The organism is Acinetobacter sp. (assembly GCF_045628685.1).
In the GTDB taxonomy this organism is placed as follows: Bacteria; Pseudomonadota; Gammaproteobacteria; order Pseudomonadales; family Moraxellaceae; genus Acinetobacter.
Genome location: NZ_JAZQPV010000019.1, coordinates 1 through 23,745, shown reverse-complemented (window position 1 = coordinate 23,745; position 23,745 = coordinate 1). Strand labels below are relative to the sequence as shown.

Annotated in this window: 23 protein-coding genes and 1 pseudogene; 10 read left to right on the top strand and 14 right to left on the bottom strand. The window is 40.3% G+C overall.

What is annotated here, in order from left to right:
* Positions 1-3: 3 nt before the first annotated feature.
* Genes ACKI4H_RS03065 through ACKI4H_RS03050 form a run of 4 tightly spaced genes read left to right on the top strand, consistent with a single transcriptional unit; the run spans position 4 to position 4,435 of the window.
* A complete protein-coding gene (locus tag ACKI4H_RS03065) occupies positions 4-1,203 on the top strand; it encodes a class I SAM-dependent methyltransferase (protein WP_407303833.1) in 1,200 nt (399 codons plus the stop codon).
* A gap of 35 nt (positions 1,204-1,238) precedes the next feature.
* Positions 1,239-2,018 carry a DUF1295 domain-containing protein gene (locus tag ACKI4H_RS03060; protein WP_407303832.1) on the top strand — a complete coding sequence of 260 codons (780 nt, stop codon included), beginning with the start codon at positions 1,239-1,241 and terminating at the stop codon, positions 2,016-2,018.
* A gap of 8 nt (positions 2,019-2,026) precedes the next feature.
* Positions 2,027-3,076, top strand: coding sequence for an SAM-dependent methyltransferase (locus ACKI4H_RS03055; protein WP_407303831.1), 1,050 nt, complete (start codon positions 2,027-2,029; stop codon positions 3,074-3,076).
* A gap of 30 nt (positions 3,077-3,106) precedes the next feature.
* Positions 3,107-4,435 carry a sensor histidine kinase gene (locus tag ACKI4H_RS03050; protein ID WP_407303830.1) on the top strand — a complete coding sequence of 443 codons (1,329 nt, stop codon included), beginning with the start codon at positions 3,107-3,109 and terminating at the stop codon, positions 4,433-4,435.
* A gap of 14 nt (positions 4,436-4,449) precedes the next feature.
* Here the strand turns inward: ACKI4H_RS03050 and ACKI4H_RS03045 are convergent, their stop codons facing one another.
* The 4 genes and pseudogenes from ACKI4H_RS03045 to tnpA form a co-directional block, all read right to left on the bottom strand.
* Positions 4,450-5,136, bottom strand: coding sequence for a response regulator transcription factor (locus ACKI4H_RS03045; protein WP_407303829.1), 687 nt, complete (start codon positions 5,134-5,136; stop codon positions 4,450-4,452).
* Between the two features lie 18 nt (positions 5,137-5,154).
* Complete coding sequence (locus ACKI4H_RS03040; RefSeq protein ID WP_407303828.1) at positions 5,155-5,655, bottom strand: chalcone isomerase family protein; 501 nt, start codon at positions 5,653-5,655, stop codon at positions 5,155-5,157.
* The gene (locus tag ACKI4H_RS03035; protein WP_407303827.1) at positions 5,625-6,197 is read right to left on the bottom strand and encodes a nuclear transport factor 2 family protein; all 573 of its coding nucleotides are present in this window, start codon (positions 6,195-6,197) and stop codon (positions 5,625-5,627) included. Before ACKI4H_RS03035 ends, ACKI4H_RS03040 begins: the two co-directional genes overlap by 31 nt.
* A gap of 496 nt (positions 6,198-6,693) precedes the next feature.
* Positions 6,694-7,148: pseudogene (tnpA, locus tag ACKI4H_RS03030) on the bottom strand (IS200/IS605 family transposase).
* On the opposite strand from tnpA, the gene ACKI4H_RS03025 reads away from it, so the two are divergent.
* Positions 7,126-8,184, top strand: a complete 1,059-nt coding sequence (locus ACKI4H_RS03025; RefSeq protein WP_407303825.1) for an RNA-guided endonuclease InsQ/TnpB family protein — start codon at positions 7,126-7,128, stop codon at positions 8,182-8,184. The pseudogene tnpA and the gene ACKI4H_RS03025 sit on opposite strands and share 23 nt — an antisense overlap.
* Before the next feature lie 39 nt (positions 8,185-8,223).
* On the opposite strand, the gene ACKI4H_RS03020 is transcribed toward ACKI4H_RS03025, so the two are convergent.
* The 6 genes from ACKI4H_RS03020 to ACKI4H_RS02995 all read right to left on the bottom strand — a co-directional run bounded on the left by ACKI4H_RS03020 (position 8,224) and on the right by ACKI4H_RS02995 (position 13,745).
* Positions 8,224-8,460 (bottom strand): VF530 family DNA-binding protein, encoded by a 237-nt coding sequence (locus ACKI4H_RS03020; RefSeq protein WP_166139337.1) that lies wholly within the window; start codon positions 8,458-8,460, stop codon positions 8,224-8,226.
* A gap of 262 nt (positions 8,461-8,722) precedes the next feature.
* Positions 8,723-9,055, bottom strand: coding sequence for a hypothetical protein (locus ACKI4H_RS03015; RefSeq protein ID WP_407303822.1), 333 nt, complete (start codon positions 9,053-9,055; stop codon positions 8,723-8,725).
* Between the two features lie 436 nt (positions 9,056-9,491).
* Positions 9,492-9,731 carry a DUF2171 domain-containing protein gene (locus tag ACKI4H_RS03010; RefSeq protein WP_407303820.1) on the bottom strand — a complete coding sequence of 80 codons (240 nt, stop codon included), beginning with the start codon at positions 9,729-9,731 and terminating at the stop codon, positions 9,492-9,494.
* 1,017 nt (positions 9,732-10,748) lie between these two features.
* Positions 10,749-11,006 carry a hypothetical protein gene (locus ACKI4H_RS03005; protein WP_407303818.1) on the bottom strand — a complete coding sequence of 86 codons (258 nt, stop codon included), beginning with the start codon at positions 11,004-11,006 and terminating at the stop codon, positions 10,749-10,751.
* Positions 11,007-11,408: 402 nt separating this feature from the next.
* On the bottom strand, positions 11,409-12,107 hold the full coding sequence (locus ACKI4H_RS03000) for a DUF1826 domain-containing protein (protein ID WP_407303861.1): 699 nt from the start codon (positions 12,105-12,107) through the stop codon (positions 11,409-11,411).
* 303 nt (positions 12,108-12,410) lie between these two features.
* Positions 12,411-13,745, bottom strand: a complete 1,335-nt coding sequence (locus ACKI4H_RS02995) for an MFS transporter (RefSeq protein WP_407303860.1) — start codon at positions 13,743-13,745, stop codon at positions 12,411-12,413.
* A 305-nt stretch (positions 13,746-14,050) separates the two neighbouring features.
* On the opposite strand from ACKI4H_RS02995, the gene ACKI4H_RS02990 reads away from it, so the two are divergent.
* The 4 genes from ACKI4H_RS02990 to ACKI4H_RS02975 all read left to right on the top strand — a co-directional run bounded on the left by ACKI4H_RS02990 (position 14,051) and on the right by ACKI4H_RS02975 (position 17,987).
* Positions 14,051-15,301, top strand: a complete 1,251-nt coding sequence (locus tag ACKI4H_RS02990; RefSeq protein WP_407303817.1) for a dienelactone hydrolase family protein — start codon at positions 14,051-14,053, stop codon at positions 15,299-15,301.
* Between the two features lie 81 nt (positions 15,302-15,382).
* A complete protein-coding gene (locus ACKI4H_RS02985; protein WP_407303815.1) occupies positions 15,383-15,913 on the top strand; it encodes a flavin reductase family protein in 531 nt (176 codons plus the stop codon).
* A 74-nt stretch (positions 15,914-15,987) separates the two neighbouring features.
* Positions 15,988-17,073, top strand: coding sequence for an LLM class flavin-dependent oxidoreductase (locus ACKI4H_RS02980; RefSeq protein ID WP_407303813.1), 1,086 nt, complete (start codon positions 15,988-15,990; stop codon positions 17,071-17,073).
* A gap of 62 nt (positions 17,074-17,135) precedes the next feature.
* Positions 17,136-17,987: a hypothetical protein gene (locus ACKI4H_RS02975; RefSeq protein ID WP_407303810.1), complete on the top strand. Its 852-nt coding sequence runs from the start codon at positions 17,136-17,138 to the stop codon at positions 17,985-17,987.
* Positions 17,988-18,057: 70 nt separating this feature from the next.
* Here the strand turns inward: ACKI4H_RS02975 and ACKI4H_RS02970 are convergent, their stop codons facing one another.
* The 4 genes from ACKI4H_RS02970 to antA form a co-directional block, all read right to left on the bottom strand.
* Complete coding sequence (locus ACKI4H_RS02970) at positions 18,058-19,074, bottom strand: AraC family transcriptional regulator (protein WP_407303808.1); 1,017 nt, start codon at positions 19,072-19,074, stop codon at positions 18,058-18,060.
* A gap of 171 nt (positions 19,075-19,245) precedes the next feature.
* Positions 19,246-20,265: an anthranilate 1,2-dioxygenase electron transfer component AntC gene (antC, locus tag ACKI4H_RS02965; RefSeq protein WP_407303806.1), complete on the bottom strand. Its 1,020-nt coding sequence runs from the start codon at positions 20,263-20,265 to the stop codon at positions 19,246-19,248.
* Between the two features lie 10 nt (positions 20,266-20,275).
* A complete protein-coding gene (gene antB, locus ACKI4H_RS02960) occupies positions 20,276-20,770 on the bottom strand; it encodes an anthranilate 1,2-dioxygenase small subunit (protein ID WP_407303805.1) in 495 nt (164 codons plus the stop codon).
* 3 nt (positions 20,771-20,773) lie between these two features.
* Positions 20,774-22,216 (bottom strand): anthranilate 1,2-dioxygenase large subunit, encoded by a 1,443-nt coding sequence (gene antA / locus ACKI4H_RS02955; RefSeq protein WP_407303802.1) that lies wholly within the window; start codon positions 22,214-22,216, stop codon positions 20,774-20,776.
* Between the two features lie 281 nt (positions 22,217-22,497).
* Here antA and ACKI4H_RS02950 point away from each other — a divergent pair, with 281 nt between their 5' ends.
* A complete protein-coding gene (locus tag ACKI4H_RS02950; RefSeq protein ID WP_407303801.1) occupies positions 22,498-23,415 on the top strand; it encodes an aldo/keto reductase in 918 nt (305 codons plus the stop codon).
* Positions 23,416-23,745 lie beyond the last annotated feature (330 nt).

Here is a 23,745-nt window from a genome sequence, read left to right as displayed (position 1 = left end):
GTCATGCTGAAAACTTTTATTTATGGTGAGCAGGATTCCTTGCCTTGGGTGTTAAGACGCGTACTTAAATTACGTTATGGCCAGATCCATTTTCACGGGGTATGGAGTGGTACAGTCGGTGAGCCTTCTGATCTAAATGTAGACCTGTATGTGCATGATGTAGAATTAATCGAACTCATTGTCAAAAATGGAGTTTTAGGTGCAGCTGAAGCTTATATTCGGGACTATTGGAGCAGTGATCATTTGGTCCAGTTAATCCAGTTGTTGGCCCGTAACCGTGATGTACTGGATAAAATCAATCAGAATATTATTGTACAGGCCAGTCAGCTTGCGCTGAAAAGCTGGTACAAGACCCGCCAAAATACCCTGAAAGGTAGCCGCAAAAATATTGCCGAGCATTACGACCTCAGTAATGACTTTTTTAAACTGTTTCTCGATTCTTCAATGATGTATTCCAGTGCAGTATTTAAAGATACGCAAACCAGTTTGGAGCAGGCCTCAGAGGATAAAAAACAACTGATTTGCCAGAAATTGCAGTTGAAACCCATGGATCATCTGGTCGAGATTGGCAGTGGCTGGGGAGGATTCGCGATTTATGCAGCGCAGAATTATGGCTGTCAGGTCACCACCATTACCATTTCCCAGGCTCAGTATGAGGAAGCAGTTAAACGGATTGAAGCAGCGGGTTTAAGTCACCGTATTGAGGTACAGCTCAAGGATTACCGTTTGCTGCAAGGCAAATTTGACAAGTTGGTCTCGATTGAAATGATTGAAGCGGTTGGGGAGCAATATCTGCCGACCTATTTTGAAAAATGCCGGGCCTTGCTTAAGCCCCAAGGTCTGGCACTAATTCAGGCGATTACTATTGAAGATGCGCGTTATAAAAAAGCGTTGCATACCGTGGACTATATTAAACGCTATATTTTTCCGGGCAGTTTTATTCCCTGTATTAGTATTTTAACGCAAAGTGCTTCTGAACAGCGGTTACGTTTGAAGCAGCTGGATGATATTGGTCAAAGTTATGCCCAAACCCTGCATCATTGGCGTGAGCGGTTTTTAGCTGCTCAGGATCAGGTTAAGGTACTTGGTTTTGATGATAACTTTATTCGGATGTGGGATTTCTATTTGTGTTATTGCGAAGGCGGCTTTAAAGAAGGTGTGATTAGTGATGTGCACATGTTGTTTGAAGCCAGTCCCTATTAACTTCAATTCACCGCGCAGATGAAGGAGACACGTTGATGTTATTGAATTTATTCTTACTGAATGTATTCATTATGCTGTGCTGCTGGGTGGTTACTCTATTGAATAAGCGTGCCGGTATTGTCGATGTGGCCTGGAGTTTTTGTATTGCGTTAAATGTGCTGTTAAGTGCGGTATTTATTGAAACGGCTCCGGATTCAGTACGGATTTTTATTGGGCTGTTCAGTGGTTTCTGGTTTCTGCGTCTGGGCTGGCATTTGCTGCGGCGTTATCAGTCAGAACATCAGGAAGACCGTCGCTATGCCAATATGCGACGTACCCTGGGCAACTTTCAAAATCTCGGGTTTCTGGCTTTTTTCATCTTTCAGGCAGGACTTGCAATTCTGTTTTTCCTGCCGATGTGGATGCTGCTGAATAGGAGTGCAAATCAATGGGGCAGTGAGAGTGGCATTCTGCTGTTCATCGCAGCTTTGATTATGCTGGTCGCGTTTATGGGTGAAGCATTGGCTGATCAGCAACTGTACCAATTTAAACTTGATGCTAAAAATCGCGGCAAAACTCTGGATCAGGGCTTGTGGAAATATTCACGCCATCCCAATTATTTCTTTGAATGGTTGCACTGGTTTGCTTATCCAATTCTGGGGCTGGCCACAGGGCTATATGTATTATGGATTTATCCGGTACTGATGTGGCTGTTTTTATATTATGTCACTGGCATTCCGTTTAATGAACAACAAGCCCTGAAAAACCGCGGACAGAATTATCGCGATTACCAACAACGCACCTCATTATTTATTTTGTGGAAACCCAAAAAGTAGGCAGGCACATGGATTTTATTATTCATCAAACTTTAAAACTGGTGGAAAGTGGGCTGATACCCGATCAGGCAATTCGTGCTGCTATTCGGGCACTGAGCAAAAAAAGGCTGATTCAGGAAGGACGTTATGATCCTGAACAGGCGGCTCGGCGTTATATGCAGGTACTGAATATGCTGAAAAACAGTGAAATCGCCGTCGCCACAGATAAAGCCAACGAACAACATTATGAATTACCGACCGATTTTTTTCAGGCGGTACTGGGCAAGCGATTGAAATATAGCGCCTGTTATTTTCCCAGTGAAAAAACAACGCTGGATGAAGCAGAAGAAAATGCCCTACACATTTATGCAGAGCGTGCCCAATTAAAAGATGGTCAGCACATACTTGAGTTAGGTTGTGGCTGGGGATCTTTAAGCTTGTGGATGGCCGAGCATTATCCAAATGCAAAAATTACTGTAGTCTCTAATTCTGCGACACAGCGCCGGCATATTCAGGTTCAGGCACAGGCGCGTGGCTTGAGTAATCTGCAGGTCATCACCTGTGATGTGAATGTACTGGAACTGGAAGCGGCCGCTTTTGACCGTGTAGTTTCGGTGGAAATGTTCGAGCATGTGCGTAATTATCAGCGCCTGTTTGAAAAGATTCAGGGCTGGTTAAAAGCCGATGGTTTATTGTGGTGTCATATTTTCTGCCACCGTTTTTTACATTATCCTTTTGACATCCAGTCCACATATGACTGGATGTCGAAGTATTTCTTTACCGGTGGTCTTATGCCTTCGGCTTCCACTTTCCTGCATTTTCAGCAGCATCTAGAGCTGAGTCAGCACTGGCAATGGTCGGGCATGCAGTATCAAAGAACAGCAAATGCATGGCTGGACAATATGGACCGAAAACAGGCTGAGCTGAAGCCTTTATTTCAGCAGGTCTATGGCAAGGGTGCAGAGGTCTGGTGGCAACGCTGGCGCATTTTCTTTATGGCCTGTGCTGAACTGTTTGGTTGGGAGCAGGGGCAGGAATGGGTGATTGGTCACTTCCTGTTCAAACAGAAAGCCGTATAATTTTCTCAGCTTTATCATAGCGGTCTATTTATGTTGAAACCCGGTTCAAACAGTCCTCGTACCCATCCATTAAGCAAGGTGTTCAACCAATATTACTGGTTGCAGATTGCACTGATAGCGCTGTCAGTGGTAATTGGTCTGGCCTGTAGTGCATGGGTCATCAAGGGTTCATTGCTGAAAACTGCGCTTGAACAGGAAATGGCACATTACTGGAGCCGGATAGAACGTAATCCCAAAGCCGACTTACCTGATACCAAAAACCTCTATGGTTATCGTTGGAGCACTGAAACTCCGCCCGCCCGTTTTCAGTCGATACCGCTTGAGGACGGCGTGCATCGTATTTTTATTGATGGCAAGGAGCGAATGACAGTCTATGGCGAGCGTAATGGTCAGCATGTGTTGCTGGTGTTTGGGGAAAGCAATGTCAACAAGCTGATCTGGCTATTTGGTCTGGCTCCGCTGATGTTTAGCTTATTTGTCCTGTATAGCTTTCTGCTCTGGTCCAACCGGCGAGCAAAACGTTATTTTTCTCCGATTACCCGACTGGCGAATGCACTGGAGCATATTGACTGGGCACATCAGAATAAACAGCTTTCGCCTTTTCTGGGCATTCATACCAATGGCAACATGGAAGCAGAATACCTCAAACAGGCCCTGGAAAAATATCATCAGGTGCTCAATGAGTTTATACAACGTGAACGTGAGTTTACCGGAGATGTGAGTCATGAGCTGCGTACTCCACTCACCATTTTAAAGGGTAATGTACAGCTTTGCCAGGCGCGTTATGGGCACGATAAAGCATTGATCCGCTTAAACAATACCATTGAAGACATGGAGCTACTGGTAGACACACTACTGGCGATTGCGCGTAATAGAATTAATGATTTAAGCACTGAACTATGTATGTTGTCTGAAATCATTGAAGATTTAGTTACAGATTTAAATCCAGTCAGTACAAGTAAAGGCATGAGTATTGAAGTGCAAGATGAGGCCGGAGAACAACCGCGTTTGCTGTATCCTTCGATGACCAAAATGGTGCTGAGCAATATTTTACGTAATGCACTGAACTATTCTCAAGGATCAGAAATCCATATTATTCAGCAAAAAAATAAGATCGTAATCGCAGACAACGGGATTGGCATTAGTTTGCCGAATGATGCCAAGGTGCAGGCCCTGAATGACTCGCAACTCTCTCTCACCGCCAAGGGGCACGGTATTGGCCTGCAATTGGTACAGAAACTATGCAAACAATTGGCATGGCGAGTAGAGTTATTTGACCGACAGTATTATTTGAGTGTGCATAGCGATTTAAATCTTGCGGATACGACTGGACTGATCGTGGTGGTGTATTTACATTAACCTGTACGGTCATATCAACTTTCAAGGGCAATTTTTAAACCCACCCCCGAAACAGTATGAATCAATTTTTGCGCAAAAGGTTTGTCTACGACTTTACGCAAATTATAGATATGACTGCGTAAAGCATCGCTTTCCGGCTCTTCATCGCCCCATAATTCCATCATGATTTCCTGTTTGCTGATGACTTTGGGCGAGTGGCGCATGAGAATTTTCAGTAATTTAAATTGAATTGGCGGAAGTTCAAGAGACTGTCCTGCACGAATCACTGTCTGCGTTGAACTTTCCAGGATCAGATCGTGAATCTGTAACTTACTTTTAGACACTTCACCCAAGGAGCGTTTAATCAGGGCACGAATACGCACCACCAGCTCATTAAAATCAAACGGTTTGACCAGATAATCATCGGTTCCAGAGGCAAAGCCTTTGAGCTTGTCATCCAGAGTGTCGCGCGCAGTCAGCATCAGTACCGGTAAATCCAGATCCTGCTCATTCCGCAGCCAGTCACATAATGTATAGCCTGAACCATCGGGCAAATTAATGTCCAGCAATAACAGATGATAGTGCTGAGTTTTGAGAAAATGCCGTGCAGCATCTAGAGTCCGTGCATGATCAATGATATAGCCATATTCTTCTAGAAATTCGCATACTGTTGCGGCCAGTTCAAAGTGATCCTCAACCATGAGGATAAAGTGATTGCTCATAAGTCGATGATCAAACCTTTAATTTAATAATTGCTGCTTTAATTTAGCATTAAAAGGCATCGCTCCAAACCAAATATTAAAATACTGATTTATTTGAGGATCATTTACGTGCCCCAAGATTTTTTGGTTCAGTAACAAGGTCATTTTTTGTGTTGTATGCTGGTAACTTAGACGATATAAATCGCCTTTTTTAACCGGCCTATAGAATTGGGTGATCTGGTTCAGTGCCAGGTTTGGGCTATAGTCCGCCACATTCTTTTTGAGAAAATGAGTAGCAGCACGTTTAAATGCCCATTCGGGAATATCATAATGATAGGCAAAATCGAGTTGAATGCTTTGACTCGTCCAGGCTTTTTCACAATTTTCGGCAAAATAGCTGACCTGTCCCAGATTTTTTTGAGTGACCATTAACGGGGCCGAGCTACATTTCTGCAATGTTGCCGCGCCCGCCGGTACACTAACAGCTAGGATGGCCGTAGCCATCAGAGTTAAAGCGATTTTTTGAACGGTAAAATCCATCCGTATATTCCTCCGACCAAGGGTAGTGAACGATAAAGCCCATTGGCAGGATCCCAAAAATCTTGTTGGAAAATAATCTGATTCGCTGGATTAATTTTAATTTCACTCATCCCATACGAATCCATGGTTTTGGTTCGACCAAACATTTTAAAGTCATAGACCATTTGCCAGTGAATATAAGCAGAGTCTTGATGATGGGTAGCACTGATCAGTTTGACGCTGACATTACTGACTCGATTATTCATGCCTTGAAAATGCTGGACCAAATCTTTTTTTTGAGAAAATTGAGACAGGGTATCGTTAATAAATAATTGGTCGGCATATAAATTACTGGCTTGTTCCACAAAAGCAGGCGTGCCTAAGGTATTAAATGTAGCTACAAAACGAGTGCCGATAGCTAAAGCTTGTTGATCGGTTAAATTGATACCCTGAATTTTATGATCGGCCTGTGTATAGTCACTGCTATAACTGGGAACAGTTTTGCACGCGGCTAGACTGACAAGTGTCAAGGTCGAAACCAAAAGTGTTTTTATAAGTTTCATCACCCTACTCCTTACTTTTGATTTAATTTAAAAAAAGAGATGTGAAGGGGGTGTGAACAGCTTATATGTTTATTGATGCTTTTCCTCTCATGACAATAAAAATCACACGATCTGCAATTTCACAGCAGGTTGCTGACTGGGAATATAAGCAGGAGATAAAGCATAAATATTTAGTATGGGTGGGGGAGTAAAGATAAAAGAACCCCAACCTTGGCAAGAGTCACCGACATAAAGTATCTTGAATTACATAAATTTTATTTTAATAAACTCTATATATAACATGTATATAGGGTTTTTATTTTGTGTGGTGTAATTTAAGGTAGAGTGGGGTACTTTGATTTTTGGTCACTAATTTTTATTGTGATAATCAACAATAACTACCAACATCTATATATTCTCTATCTAAAAGGAGCTCACTATTTGGTATAAAATTTTATCGTTTAGAGCGTAAAACCTCGGGGTTTAGCCCGAGGATATAAGCGACTGGCGTAAGCCATTAGTGCGGTGTTTGCTGTTGCTGAATATATTTTTAATACTCCCAATGGGCGCACCGCCACAACTTGCAGCGAAGTAACTAGGCGACCATAAAGCATTGCCCCATAGCTTGTTTTTAATTTCAGGATGTTTAGTTCGTAAAATTCGACTAGATGCGCCTTTCAAGCTGTTCACCAAGCTAGAAATAGCCACTTTTGGCGGATAGTTCACAAGTAAATGAACATGGTCATGTTCACCATCAAATTCTACCAACTCAGCTTCAAAGTCTAAGCAAACCCGCTTAAACACCTCATTCATGCTTTCGAGCATGGCTTGGGTAAAAACATTTCTACGATATTTAGCCACAAAGACTAAATGAACGTGCATATTAAAAACACAGTGACGACCTGTTCTAATCTCTTGACTATTGTCATAGGCCAAATATATTTTAGTGATGAAGACGCTTAAATTACGCATAAAAGACAAACACTGCAAGATACTAGACCAACTGGCATCTGAGGTGAATTTCGTCTGGAATTATGTCAATGATTTAGGATTTAAGCATCTAAAAAGAAAAGGTGAATTTCTTTCAGCCTATGATATTGCTAAGTATACTAAAGGCACATCTAAAGAATGTCATCTTCACAGCCAAACCATTCAGGCTGTCACAGAGGAATTGGTCACTCGAAGAAAACAATTCAAAAAAGTAAAACTTAAATGGCGTGTCAGTAATAAAAAATCTGCTCGTAGATCATTAGGTTGGATTCCATTTAAAAAAGTCGCAATCAAATATGCCGATGGATACGTTCAGTACGGAAAGCATCAATTTAAATTATGGGATAGTTACGGTTTAAGCCAATACAGCATTAAAACAGGCTCATTTGTAGAAGATAGCCGTGGACGTTGGTATGTGTGTCTTGTAGTTGATGATATTCAACAAGTTAAAGCTACAGCTAAAACCTCAATCGGCATAGACTTAGGCTTAAAATATTTAGCTACTTGTCCAGATAGCATAAAACTCAAAGCTCCTAAAATTTACCGCCAGTACGAAGAAAAACTAGGTATTGCTCAAAGAGCAAGAAATAAAAAGCGTGTCAAAACGATTCACGCCAAGATTAAAAATATTCGTCAAAATATGCTGCATCAATTCAGTCGTAAACTGGTGAATGAGCATGCAGCAATCTTCGTTAGTAATGTAAATGCCAAAGCATTAGCACAGACCAGATTAGCCAAGTCAGTGTTAGATGCGAGTTGGACAACACTAAGAACTATGCTCAAGTATAAATGCGAGAACGCAGGAGTATGGTATGAAGAAGTCAATGAAGCCTATACCATCCAAACTTGTTCGTGCTGTGGCTCACGCTGCAGTAGTCCGAAAGGTAGAGCAGGCTTAGGAATAAGAGAATGGCAGTGCATGGAGTGCGGTACGCTCCATGATCGGGATATAAATTCCGCACTAAATATTCTTGCGCTCGGATATGAGCGTCTAGCAGTAGGAATCCCCATCCTTTAGGTCGGAGAGGATGTCAAGATGAGGCTAGGGCTTTAACAGCTACGGTTTCTGTTTGGCCTTTTGGCGTAAGACGTACAGATATAAGTTTTCTACTTTTTCACGTGCCCAAGGTGTAGTACGCAAGAATCGCAATGATGATTTAACACTTGGGTCTATGCAAAAACATCTAATTTCAATTTTACGACTCAAGCCTTCAAAGCCACCATAGTAATCCAACAATTCATCCAAAATGTCAGCAAGTTTTTTGCCGTGTAAAGGGTCATTGGAGGTGTTCATAATAGATCAATCGTATTTTGGAAGGTAGTCATTATAACTTGAGTTAGGTAGAAAAAATCTTAGTTTGGGTGTGGAAGATACATGAATACATGCAAAAACTAAAAGGGTGAACATGCCGAAGCCTTTTTAAAAGATTGGCGGGGTCATTTAGTCTGTGATGATACCCCTATTAATGTGTAGCACGACGGAACGCGGCGGTTCACCCTCACACGAGGGTGTGGATTGAAATGCCCTAGCTGTTTTGAAGCATCTGACCAAGAGTTCATCGCTGTAGGTCTGGATCGAAATAAAAACCATCCATATTTACGGGATCCTGTTTGGTTGGCTCATAAGGATCTGGTTTTAGATTATTCATATAATTGAATACATCTTTTGCTTGATCCGAAGTAATTAAGTCACCAAGATCTTTTAAGCCTTTTTTCATTTCTGCTTCTGTGACTGGCTTGCGGTTGAGAGCCTGTTGTCTCGATTTTTCCATTTGGCTTTTATTTTCTCTTTGGCGCATCTGATTTTCATAGCTACGCTGAGCCTGAATCGCCTGAATCGCCTGAATCGCCTGAACTCGTTGAGCATCCTGCCTTTGTCGCCCCATCAAGCTGGGTTTCCATATGCCCTTTGTTAATCGTCTCTTGAGCATCAGATGCAAAGACAGCTGTAATTGGAGATACTAGAACGCATGCAAGCAAGATTTTATGTAAAGATTTCAGATTCATTTTTTTCTCATAATTTAGTTGTTAAACAACCCTCTATCATATGTTTCGTCCTCAGCTAGACTTTTTTCAGTTTAATACCGCAGTCGGCAGCTTAGAAATCGATTATCTGGCCGATTTCAATTAAAGCAAAATTATTGGGTCAAAATCATAACTCTAAAAAGTTAAGCAATACCGGAGTATTCATTAAAAATATTAAGTGTCAGGCTATGTTTTTATTTATTAAATCTTGGATTTATAGGTAAAGTTAAAATGCCAGTCTATTAGACTGACATTCTTCAATTTAAGACAGAGAATCTATTCACTCAAAACCTTTTATTGTTATAAAGTCTTCCATTCTTTTCTCGCCTCTTCTGCATTTTTGTTCAAAATCACATTATCATCTTTGATTTCACTTACCCAACTGAGTGGAATAATATGATGTTCATTATTTTCATCATCACTTCTTGTCAATTTAATTGAGTCTTGACCTTCTAAATGATCTACTTTACCTATTTCAGTACCACATGAAGCAATTACTGAAGCATGTTCTTTAATATCATTTGGATTGAAATTATTCATTATAATTGCCTATTGATAGAAGTTGAGATGAACAGTCTACGCAATAAAGAATGAGGCATGTGTAAGGGTTATCAGAGTTTGAGTTTTTCTAAGTTAAGAATGTAAATATAAGTTTGAAAAAGAAACAAATATTTTTAAAAATTGAAAATATAATTATAAATAAAATACTTAATGGTGTTTTTACTACGGTCTATTGAGAATTAATTAACAGGAGTTAATTATCCTTGCATAAAGATAAATCATGGCGGCAAAACTTGAATCTATTTGCTCACTGCGTAAGGTAATACATTTGAATTTTTTCAATTTACAGAAGTAATTCTCGATCAGATGCTGCCATTTATATATCCAACGATCAAATGTATGTTAAACCTTAGGCTGAGCTGTTAGCGAAAGGAATATCTTTGTGCCTCGATCATCACGTTATTTGAACCACCCATCTGCATCAAATATCTTATTGCCCATAATGCTGGAAAATTCATATCTTCAATTAACGGTTTAACTTTAACTAAATTATGCTATTACTCTGGAAGCGGAATTTAAACAAATTCCCCTGAACTGTGAGTCAAAGCTAGAATTTAAGCGTTTTGATCATGATGGTATAAATAACTTGTGTAGCCGTGCTGCTCATCTCAAGGCCATGTGCTGACAGTGGGAGTCAGAAAAGATTTACCAAAATTTGCTGAGAAAATACCCGGTCAAATGCAAGGGGTGAGCTTTATTGACACTGATCACCTAAATATTGATGCAATGATTTGGATTAAGGATAACACCAGAACGCTGAGTGGGGCAGCAGCCTCACGCACTCTGCAGCGATTATGAAAAGTCTGCGGCTGTGTCTGGGTGGGATATTGTTTGGCTTTGTGACGAGTCATGGATTCGCTGCCGAGACTTATATATTACCCGATACTCATTCGGTCCAAGATGTGTTTGGATCATAGAGTGTCCGCGATCATGCACTTGAGCAGTAATGACCAAATTGAGGATGGAGATTTACAGCGGTTCATCACCCAGTAAAACCTATATCAAATTGGAAATAATCTCTGCCAGCATTGCATCTGCTTGTGTCGTAGTTCTAATGGCCAAAATTTCCTGTTTAATTTTAGTGAGAGATTTTCCGGTTTCTTTAAAAGAAAAAACAGTTTTATTTCCCATCATGATAAGGGGAGTGAGATCAGAAACTTCACCTATTTTTAAAAAAAGCTCTGCCACCCGGTCTTGCTGGCTATAAATAGACCGTAAATTTTGAGTAATTTCTAAAGCAATGGGATTAATCATAAATATGTCTACTAATTTTATTAGAGTTTTTGAATATTTTAATTCTTATGAATCTCGAGCTTAACATATCGAGTGTAGAGGAGTGAACAGGCAAATTTAAGGACTTCAGTCATTACCACAGGCGACTCATATGACAATGCACTCATTGAGAGGATTAAGGATCGATATAATTGAAGAGGGTTGAATATTTATAAGTTGATTCGGTGGGTGTGATGAGTTAGAAATATGATCAAGTGACAATGAAATTGCTGATTAAAAAACAGACTCTTACCTAAAACTGCTCGACAGGTTAAAGTCTACTTTCTATTTTATAACTTCATTAATTCGAAAAATTTTATAATAATAAAAATGTCTTAAATTTATTTCAAATAGATATTTGATGAACTTAAGTCGAATAAAATACTAACAAATCAACAACAGTCGATACTCATCCTCATTTTCAATAGGTGCACGATGTATACAAGGTACAACCTGTTGCATTGGATGATCTACCGCCAAGCGCCATATATGTCCATTGCCTAAATTGATGGGTTGCGCATGCGGCTTCGGCTGATAATGCAGGTCAAAAAAGTACTCTGCCAAGAAATCATCAAACCCAGATTCTGGTCCGTCATATAACGCTTTTAGTTTTTCACGCAGCTCTGGAATTAAAATCTTTTGCTTAGCTTGATCATTGGGCAAGATGTCACTTGCTGCGCCATGGTAAGTACACAAGAATGTGTCCGTTGCAATGGGGGAGCGATCGACATGATAGGAATACACATCGGTTGCAATGAAATCACATTCGTCATCACGTTGGTAGTGTTGCACTAAGTTCAGGCAGGGTGAAGCACCAAAATCAGTTAATAACTGTATATCGTTTAAAATCGTCTCTCTAGCGCGTTGCCCTTGTTCTGAAAGCTGTAATGCTAAAAGATCTTCACAAGATACTTCGGTAATATTTTCTTTTAAATGCAAACGATCTACGATTTCTTTAAAATCACCCATCAAATTTCTAGACCAGCATCTGGCATTTTCATTCCCTTGAAAATGTGTATTGATCAGGTCTGCAAAACTAGACACCACAGCAATCTGGCTGTGAGTAGAAAAGGAGTTTTTCATGGAGGCATTAAACAGGTCTTTGGGCATGGCACATAATATACACCTCACTTGGCAAAAAAAGTTGAATGATCAAATTAATGCGCAAGGGTAAAAGATGTTGCACAGGCTGAGCGTCAAATGGGGGGTATGACTTTCTGTAGCAAAAATGCTCAGCAGATGAGAGAACTAAACACATTATTTTTGAATCATCATCGTTTTAAATAAGATCTGTCATAACACCCGCAGATGTTAACCGTAAAACTAAAAAGGACTATAAAAAACTATAGTCCTTTATTTTATCAATGCAGCATAGGTCTATAGAGATTATGCGGATGCTGTTACTTTTTCCGTCTGTTGCTTTTCATAAAGTAGTTTGAATAACAAGGCGATGCATGAAATCGCGGCAGGTATGGCAAGAATAAAGAAGATTTCGGCGAGACCGAGCTCAAAACTAAAAATGAGTGAGCCATAAAATGCGCCTAAAATTGCACCTGTACGACCAATGCCATGCATCCACGACACACCGACGGCACGACATGACGTGGGATAAGTGATTGCTGCAAGCGGTAATAATGAAGATTGAGCACCCGCCAAGAGCGCACCAATGAGGAAAATGGTCACACCAAGCAGGAGAATATGACTGTGTAAAAATCCAGCAATAATAAAGAACAGCACTGCGAGGAAATATGCATATTTCAACACTTTGGTGGGGTTGGCTTTATCCATATACCAGCCCATGACAATGGCACCAATGACCCCACCGAATGGGAAAATAGCAGCAATTAAACTAAATTGTTGTGTAGTTAAACCGGCGGTTTTTAAAATGGTTGGCATCCAACTGGTTAATAAATAAAACACCAATAAACTGGTGAAACAGCATACCCATAAGAAAATGGAATTCCAACGATAGCCTGACCATAAAACTTTCACAGGATTGTTGATCTGACTATTTTGGTTTTCATCCAAGCTCAAATGCACGGATGCATTGAGCGTTTCTGCTTGAATACGACCTAAAATGTTCCGTGCTTTAGCCTGTTGTCCTGTTTTAACTAAATATTGTACAGATTCTGGCAGTTTGAAAAATAAGATCACGGCGAGGATTAGCGGAAGAATTCCACCGATCATCATGACCACTTCCCAACCAAAATAATCTAATAAATAAGCAGATAATACGCCACCAAAGGAAATGCCTAACATAAAGCCACAACCCGCTAAACCTGTTAAAAAGGCTTTACGTTTTGCAGGCATATACTCAGACACCAATGTACTGATATTGGGCATGGCTGCGCCTAGTCCCAAACCTGTCATAAAGCGATACAGTATCAACTCTGTCGTTGAGGTGGCAAAACCGCATAAAATGGTAAATACGGAAAAAAGAATACACGTAATAATAATCAGTCCTTTACGCCCAAATTTGTCTGCAAGTGGACCCGAACATAATGCACCGATGGACATACCCACCAAAGCGGCACTCATCACAGGTGCCAGAGCAGGTTTACTGATTCCCCACTGGTCTAGAAGCTGAGGCGCAATAAATCCAATAATTCCTGTATCTAAGCCATCACAGAAAAAGATCAGAAAGCCAAAAATAAAGACCATCCATTGAAAGGGAGATAATTTTTCCCGATCAATAATATGTTGCGGCTGAATGCTGTGCATGGTGACTCCTGCATAGTGATTGTTGCTGTTGTGGCAGGCAGAGTCGTGATCAATTTTTTTCATCAGCTCTGTCATGATCTCTTGATTGAACGGTAGAAATGTCACTTGTACTATCCAAAAAAAATCCAGTCTGCATCCATTTTTAGAATATAAAACTATATATATGATTATTAATAAAAAATTATTTATAAGATAGAATCTATCGCCACCAAAAATGTTTAAAACGGATAAAAGCGACATTTTTTATGGATAGTTTTCGTGGTTTTAAATCGACAAGATAAATTCAAGACAGAGGAGATCAATTGATGAGCGGTTCATCTATTACAATTGAAAGCGGCGAAAAAAAATTTAGTGCTTATCTTGCAGTACCGGAAGCAGGTAAAGGTCCTGGTATCGTGTTATGCCAAGAGATTTTTGGTGTTAATGCAGCCATGCGTGAGAAAGCCGATTTCCTTGCTGAAGAGGGATATACCGTTGTCGTACCCGATTTATTTTGGCGTGCTGAACCCAATATTGAGCTCGATTATACTGAAACGGGTTTCGCTAAAGCATTTGAATTATATCAAGGTTTTGATGAAAATCTTGGCATTGAAGATATCCAGGCGACATTAAATACCTTGAGAAATTTAGATGTTTGCGATAGCGCTGCTGGGCTCGGTGTTGTGGGGTATTGTCTAGGTGGTAAATTGGCCTACCTTGCAGCATGTCGTTTGCCAGAAGTTGCCTGTGCGATTGGCTATTACGGTGTAGGCATTGAAAATAACCTTGATGAAGCGAAAAATATTCAAGGTAAATTAGTCCTGCACATGGCAGAACTGGATCAATTTTGTTCGGATGAAACGCGTACTCAGATCAATAATACGCTGGCTGCCTACAAAAAGAATGTGAAAACTTTCTTATATCCGAATGTGGATCATGCCTTCGCGCGTCCACATGGTGATCATTACGATAAACCCAGTGCGCTCATTGCACATGAACGTACAGTGACTGCACTGCGCAAAGCGATTGGTCCAGAATATGACTTAGAAGCACTTTGGGAAGATCATTGTAAATACGAATTTGAAACACGTGATGTACCTGCAACGATGGCAACCATGGTCGCAGAACCTTATGTGAACCATATTCCGACACTCACAGGTGGCGTAGGTTATGCACAGTTATCACGCTTCTATCGACATCACTTTGTGCACAATAATCCAAAAGATATGAGTTTGATTTCAATTTCTCGTACCGTAGGCGTGACGCAGGTGGTTGACGAATTCATTATGCGCTTTACCCATGATCAGGAAATTGATTGGCTTATTCCCGGCATCGCACCAACAGGCAAATTTGTTGAAATTCCGATGTTGGGTGTGATCAAGTTCCGCGGCCCTAAATTATGTCATGAACATATTTATTGGGATCAAGCCAGCCTATTGGTGCAATTGGGTCTGATCGATCCAGCCGGTTTACCTGTGGCAGGTGCGATCACAGCACATAAATTACTGGATGAAAGCATTCCTTCAAACACCTTAATGCCAACATGGGCATCAAGTGAAGGCAAACCGATTGAATAATTTGCTGTAAAGCAGGGGATTACGAGCAGAGAAGTCAACCTCAGACTGACAGATCTGCTCTGAGCCAAATTTGGAGTCATTATGAATTCTTCACAAGCATTTGCAGTACAAGATGCAGATAAGCGTCAACTGAGAAATATATTGGGTCAATTTGCCACAGGTGTGACAGTGGTTACGACTTTAGCTGAAGACAGCAGCAAAGTCGGTATGACGGCCAATTCATTTACCTCTGTCTCTTTAGATCCGCCATTAATTTTATGGAACATCGCAAAAACGGCAACACATCTCGAGGATTTTCGTCAGTGTGATCATTTCGCGATTAATATTTTAAATGAACAGCAAGATCAGACCTCCAATCATTTTGCCAAATCATCTGAAGATAAATTTGCGCAGATTAATCACGATGTACACGCCTTAGGCGTACCTGTACTCAATGATGCACTTGCCACCCTGGTCTGTAAAAATTTTCAATGGGTAGAAGCAGGCGACCACTATATTATCTTGGGTCAAATCGAGCACTGTATCCTCAATTCAGGTAAACCCTTGTTATTCCATAACGGTAAATATCATCAAGCCGAGCTGCATACCGTACATCTTGAGCAGTGTGCTTAATTAACACAATTTCTTTCTAATTTTTTTCAAACATCTACGGCATTGTGCGATCGCGCTATGTCTAGGGGGAAGTCATGTCTAAACATCCATTTTTAGAAACCAATAAATTTTTATTGGGCACATTTGCAAGTAACTGTTCAGGTGGAATGACCATTTCCAAGCTGGATGAAAGTTGGGATGCAAGTTGGGGAAAAAACTTAAAACTCGCTCAGCTGTTAGATGATGCTGGCATTGATTTTATGCTACCGATTGCACGTTTTACGGGATATGGCGGTGAAAAAGATTTCCAAGGAACAGTACTTGAAACGGTTACTTGGGCATCAGCCTTACTTGCAAGTACTAAAAACATTGTGGTTTTTGCCACGATTCAAACGGCTGTTAACCATCCTATGGCAGTGGCAAAACAAATTGCGACCATGTCAAAAATTAGTCAGGACCGTGTCGGTCTGAACATCGTCGCTGGATGGAACAAACCTGAATATGATGCATTGGGATTGGAGCTACCTGATGACCATGAGACACGATATGGCTATGCACAAGAATGGTATGACCTGATTCAACAAGTATGGGAAAGTGAAACACCTTTCGACTTTAATGGAAAATACTTTAAAACCAAAGGCAGCTATGGAAAACCGCGTCCGAATTTCACGCCCCCTATTTTTAATGCAGCGGGTTCTAAAAATGGACGTGAATTTGCAATCAACAATGCAGATTTCTTATTTACCCCAGTATCCGATTTGACACGATCAACAGAAGAAGTCCTGGAATTAAAACAGCTTGGTTTAGATCAAGGCCGTGATACCAATGTTATGACGTTCTCACATGTGATCTGTAAGCCGACGCTTGAAGAGGCGCAGGCAGAATGGGATCGTCAGTTGCAAAATGCGGATATTCCAGCACTTGATAACTTAATGAACTTAATGTTTGCACATGCACAAAGCTTCCCAGCCGATATTCGACAGCTGCTACGTGATCGTATGGCCGTTGGGCATGGGGGCTTCCCATTAATTGGGACACCTGAACAAGTTGCACAAAGTATTGAAGACCTTCATAAAGCAGGTTTTAGCGGCACAACATTATCTTTCCTTGATTATGTCGAAGAATTTCCCTACTTCCGCGACAATGTTCTGCCTCTACTTGAAGCGAAAGGTCTTCGCTAGTTTAAACCAAGCCAATCGCAATCACGATTGGCTTTTTTTATGCGTTACAAAAGGAAAAATGAATGAAAATAAATTGGGGTTGGGGCATCGCTTTATCAGCAGCATTCTGTGGAAATTCATATGCGGCAGAGTGGAGTGATACCTCTATAGCATTGAGTTATGGAACAGAATTTTCAGAGCCCTTTAAAAACAATGCCGATGGCAGTGCCTTTGAAATTGAGAAACATATTATTTCTCTCGTACACGTTAGTGGATATAAATACGGCAGTAACTTTTTTCAAGTCAATCTGCATCAATCCAATAATGAACCGAATGGCAATGTCTCAGGAAAGGGTGCGCAAGAAGCCTATGTGATCTATCGACATACCTTTGATTATGAAAAAATCTTTGGCACACTTGAATCAAAACCAGACTTCATACGGGGTTTTGGCTATGTGATTGGCGGAGACTGGAATACTAAAAATGATGATTATGGCTCTAATCGTGAGATGTGGGTGACAGGGCCAAGTGTGATGTTTAATGTGCCGGGCTTTCTCAGTTTTAGCATTTTAGGCTATTTTGAAAGCAATAAACCAAATGTCATTGCAGGAAAATACAGCTACGATCCCTATGTTGCATTACAGTTAAATTGGGGCATTCCTATTCAAGAAACAGGTTTGGAGTTCAATGGCATTGCTGTTTGGATGAGCGAAAAAGGCAAGAATGAATTTGGCGGCGACAGCAAAGCAGAAACATTTATCGATACATCATTGATGTATGACTTAGGTGCGGCTTTAGGAGCTAAACCGAAAACATTCAAACTGGGAGCGGCTTACCAGTATTGGAAAAACAAATATGGTAATGACACGCAAGGGGATGCAGGTAAGGGGGCTACAGCAAGTGTTCCAATGATTCGAGCTGCATATCATTTTTAAAGTTTTTTTGAACTCCGCATATAAAAAAGAGGTCAAAGACCTCTTTTTTATATGGTGATTGATGATGACATTAACTGAGCGAACGTTGTTGTGCGTGTAATTGTGATTTACGCACAGTATCACTTGGACTTTCACCAAATTGTTGCTTATATTCAATCGAAAAACGGCCTAAATGGTTAATTCCCCATTTCATGGCAACGTGCGTAATATTTTTTTTATCTTCAGGTTTAGAGAGTTCTTGATAAATACACTTTAAACGGTAGTAACGGATATAGCTGTTTAAGGATACTTGCATACGATCACGGAAGGCTTTAGACAGCTTTTGCTTTGAAACACCCGTAATACATTCAAGATCCTCAGGATGAAGATTTTGGTGAATATTTAAGTGAATATAATTTAATGCACGTTTTAAAAACTCAGGATCTGCGTTGTGTTCATTATCGAGTAGATGACTGTAATTATGGGGCTGTGACAGTAGTAGCGATTTGACCATAATTTTTTCAAAATCACTTCTAATGTCACGCATTAAACAATCAAAATTTAAATTCGAGTGATGAGCATTGTCTAAATAATCTAATAAATTCCACCACGCTTGAATTTTTTCATTGCTGACTGACATGGTATGCGAAAATTCAATAGGTGCATTTAACGGGCGATGAATCAGATCAGATAAGGTCTTTTCGAGCAACGGTTTAGAAATAGAAATAAACGATTGCACACAGTTCTGCGCAATTTCGATTTCAAATTTATCAAAAGGCGACACGATTGCAGCATTGGCTTGATTGGCCTCAAACATACTGTGTTCTTGCTTAAATTTAGGGGTGCCAATTTTAGGGCGTGTAATGCAATAAAAGTGCATGTCTTGTTGGTGTTGGGTCTTAAAAACCACATCTTTACCATAAATCAGATCACCCATAATAATGCCACCCATTTGTTCACCTTTAAAACTGAAGTTCAAAGGGTCTTCATGTGACAAATCGTGCAATTCATGGGGGCCTATAATCTGATTTAAGCATTGATTTGCAGCATCAATGGATTGTGTGGAAGATTGGATACTATTTTTTAAAAAATGCGAAGCAGTGTTCATCTTTTAACAACCGAATCAAGTGGGGATTACCTATTCCATAGGTGCAATTTTCATTCCATATAAATGTATTATTTAATTATTTTAATATTTCTTGGATATATTAACTGCTAACTGATATTCAAGCTAGCAGTGTTAACACTTATTCATTCATGTCAGTTTAGAACCAGCTCACTATGCTGCGGCTATAAATTTTTCACTAAAAAATTCACCATTTTCAATCTGATGATCAGCTAAATGCGATTTGATTGCTTCAACTAATGTTGGGGGACCGCAGACATACATTTCGAAATGATGTGCGTGTAATTGTTCAGTTTCTAAATGCTCTTGAACATATCCTTTTAAACCTTGCCAATGTTCACTGGGTTGAGAGATCACTGGATGATATTCAAATCGACTAAATTTCTTTGTGTAACTATGAATACGCGCTTGTTCACATAAATGCTCTTCATGTCGAACGGCATAATAGAGATGAATGATTTGATCACTGGCTGGCATTTGGTCCAACATGGATAAAAATGCAGATAAGCCTGTTCCTCCTGCAATAAAGTAGCGCGGGCGTTTTGCTTCATTTTCACGAAGGTAGAAACTGCCAAATGGAATTTCAAGTTCAATACTTTGCCCAATTTGACAATGAGACTTTAAAAATCTACCCATCAAGCCTTCAGGAAGATAGCGAATCAAAAATTGTAGTTGATTGTTGGCTTGCGGAGCATGAGCAAAAGAATAGGCACGATATTCATGAGTCTCAGGAATATAAATACGGGCATATTGTCCTGCTAAAAATTGAATTTGGGCGCTATGTTGACTCGCATCCAACTTCAGAAGCACCGTTTCATCTGAGACCCACTCTAAATCAGTAACGATGGCCTCAATTTTCAATGCTTCGCCAGCTTGGCAAAAGCTTGAAGCGTGATCAAAATAAAATGCGGCATTGGACTTCAGACGGGTTTGACAGGCCAAGATTTTGCGATCTGCGAGATCTTGTTCAGTCAAAGCATCTTCATCAACATAATCTTGTTCATATTGGCCTGCATCACAGCGTCCCTGACAGGTGGCACAAACCCCTTCACGGCAGTCCAAGGGAAGTGTAATGCCCTGACGTACAGCTGCATCAAGCAGAAATTCTTGTTCCTGTACGTCAATAAAAAAAGTTTTTCCATCTGCAAAGTTTAAAGCAGCAGAATGTCCCATGATTCACTCCTTAAACATGGTAAAAATCGAGCACTGAATCGATTTTGTCATTGAGTAAAATGGTATGCTGACGACGAATTTTGAATTGATGGTCTTCAGTCGGTCGTAAAATATAGGTCACTAAACCGTAGAAATAGCCTTCTAAACCTTGACGATTATAAAAGGTATGCCAATTGGCTTTGACTTCGAGAAGTCCATTCTCTATAGATCTGACCTGAATATTATTAATGCTGTGCATGGTTCTTGGTAAAGGCGTTGCAGAGGCAGCTTTACCTGTACGAATACGAAACACCCGATCTTCTAAACCACTTCGGTCTTCATAATAAATATATGAAAGCCCTTGGTTTGGATCTTTGACATATTCATGATCATTCATCCATTGGGGAATGTGATATTCACTATCTTCATCGTATAAATCTAGATAAGCATCCCAATCAAATGCATCGGATAGGGCTGCTTTTTGATATAAGAATTGGCTGACTGCATGTTGTAATTCAATATTCATGGCTTAAACCTCTTCTACAGCACATGTCGCTGAGTGACATGCTTCACCATTGTTGATCGCAGAATCTTGATCTGTCATTTTTAAAGCGATTTGATTCAATCCTTTGAGCATCAGTTGTTGCCAATGACCATGTTGATTGACATACAAGCCTTCATGAGTGAATTCTGTGCCTGTCATCACTGGGTGAATATCTAAGGCTTGACCATTGTGGTTTTGTTCATGACACCAATGCTGATGTCCGCGCGAAATATCACTCCAACGTTCTAGGCGTGCTTGGAAGCCACGTTGTTGCTCACGGAATTCAACTAAATCGTCTGGGGTGCCTAGACCGGATACGTTAAAGAAATCCTCAAACTGGCGAATACGATTGCGACGATCTGCAGCAGATTCACCTTTAACACCCAAACACTGGCTGATCACTTCGGTTTTATTCCACGCCACGGGACGAACAATACGAATTTGTGAACTGATTTGGTCCATGAAGAATAAACTTGGATATAAATTCAAATTACGTAAACGATGCATCGCCCAGTTTGCATAGGTTTCACCAAATTTTTCAACCAAATAAGGCATTACCGTGCTGTAGCCAGGGCGAACAGCAGGATTCGGCATGTCACTGAATAATACGCTATGGCCATTTTTAAAACTGAACCAGCCATCATCTGTCTGAGCATCACCTGCACCTAACTTACTGTAATCTAAGGTATCAAGTTCACTGCCTTTAGCTGCATTGACTTGTTGACGATGTTGTACAGTTGAAACATAGTTATAATGAACCGTACTGACATGATAGCCATCGAGACCATTTTCATTTTGTAACTTCCAATTGCCTGCAAAGCTGTAACTGGACTTACCTTGTAAAACTTCAAGCTCACCTGTAGGGGATTGATCGACCATTAAATCTAAGAAAACTTTTGCATCGCCGAGGAAATCTTCAATCCTGTCCGTTGCTTCAGTATCCAAACTGACAAAAATAAAGCCTCGGTAATTGGCAATCCGTCCTTGTTTGAGACCGCGTGTGCTTTTGTCAAATTCGGCATTATATTCATTGGGTGCTTTTACTTTGACTAAACGCCCATCAGACTTATAGCACCATGCATGAAATGGGCAGGTAAAGGTCGATTGATTGCCTTTGGAAACACGAGTCAGTGTTGCACCGCGGTGTTCACATGCATTTACAAGTGCATGTAATTGACCTTGACCATCGCGGTTTACAATAATCGGTTGACGACCAATTTGGACGGTGACGAAGTCATGATTGTTTGCAATTTCGCTTTCATGACATGCATAAATCCAGACTTTTTCGAAAATATGCTGCATTTCAAGTTCAAATAAATCAGGTTCAGTGAACATGTCACGTGCAATCCGGTAAACACCGTCTTCGCGGCGAAAGTCAACACAACTTTCAACAAAATTCTGCCAATCAATATTCGTTTTTGAGGTCATTTTACCCCCTCCATTCAATCCATTACTTTGTCTCGATTGAACAGGGAATACAGACCATGCACTATCCGATTTTATTGAATCTTTATCCAAAATTGGATTGAATCCACACGGCGCACATTTTAAAGTAAAGCGTTATACACCATCATGTAAAGTGGATAGAGATGGCTTAAATACTGGATATTAAATATATAATGCATCATATATATCTGATTGAATCATCACCCATAAAATGAGGGAATCGCATGCAAAAAAGACGTTTAGGTTAAACAGGTTTAGAGATTGTGCCAATTGTGTTTGGCGGGAACGTCTTTGGCTGGACCATTGATCAGCAGCAAGGCTTTAATATCTTAGATGCATTTGTTGAACGGGGCTTCAATGCGATTGATACCGCCGACTTTTATTCGATTTGGGCAGAGGGAAATCAGGGTGGTGAGTCTGAAACAATCATTGGACAATGGTTAAAGCAAAATCCGAGTAAACGTGATGACTTGGTGCTGTTTACCAAAGTAGGCTTAGATATGGGCTTTCCAGGACATCAAGGGCTGTCCAAACGCTGGATTATGCAAGGCGTTGAAGACTCATTGAAGCGTTTAAATACAGAGTATATCGATCTGTATTTTGCACATTGGCCGGATGAAAATACCCCTTATGAAGAGACACTGACAGCATTTGAGACCTTGAAACAGCAAGGTAAAATTCGTGCAGTCGGTACATCAAATTTGGATTCCGCTCAGTTGCAGCAATCGATTGAAGCAGCGAAAAATATCAATGTGCCACATTATCAGGTACTCCAGCCAGAATATAATTTGTATGATCGTCAAGGTTTCGAACAGGGTTTAAAACAGATTTGTATTGAAAATGAGATTGGTGTAACCAGCTATTACAGCTTAGCGAGTGGATTTTTATCAGGAAAATACCGAGAGATTAACCAAATCAAAAACAGCCAAAGGGCTAATTCATTAGCCAAATATTTTAATCCACGGGGTGAGAGAATTTTAACAGCTTTAGATATTGTGGCTGAGACACATCAATCAAAAGTTGCAGATGTGGCTGTAGCTTGGATTTTGGCCCAAGAGGGTATTACAGCGCCTATTGCAAGTGCAACAAGCATTGAGCAATTAGACAGTTTTACACGTGCAATTGCTTTGAAGCTTAGTGATGATGATTTGATGTTATTAAACAACGCATCCTCTGTATAAGATATGTGGTGCTAGAGCCTCTCTAGTACAGGGAGGTTTTTTATTGAATGTGAATAGCCACTAAAATTCTAGAGACACATAACCATCTTTTGATGGACCTTTTCATAATTAATTGAGAATGCTGCCTATTGGAACCATGTCTGCGTTTTGAATTGTAGAACATCTCAAGATACTCAATAAATCCGGCACTGTTGCAAATAGTAATTTGATTCTATTCCCTTTAAAAAGGGCCTAGAGACCGAAAAATCTATTCACTCGATACACTCCTGAGGCTGACCCTAATAAAATGATGAAGCTTGTCCTTTATGTAGTGCACGCATGACTGCAACA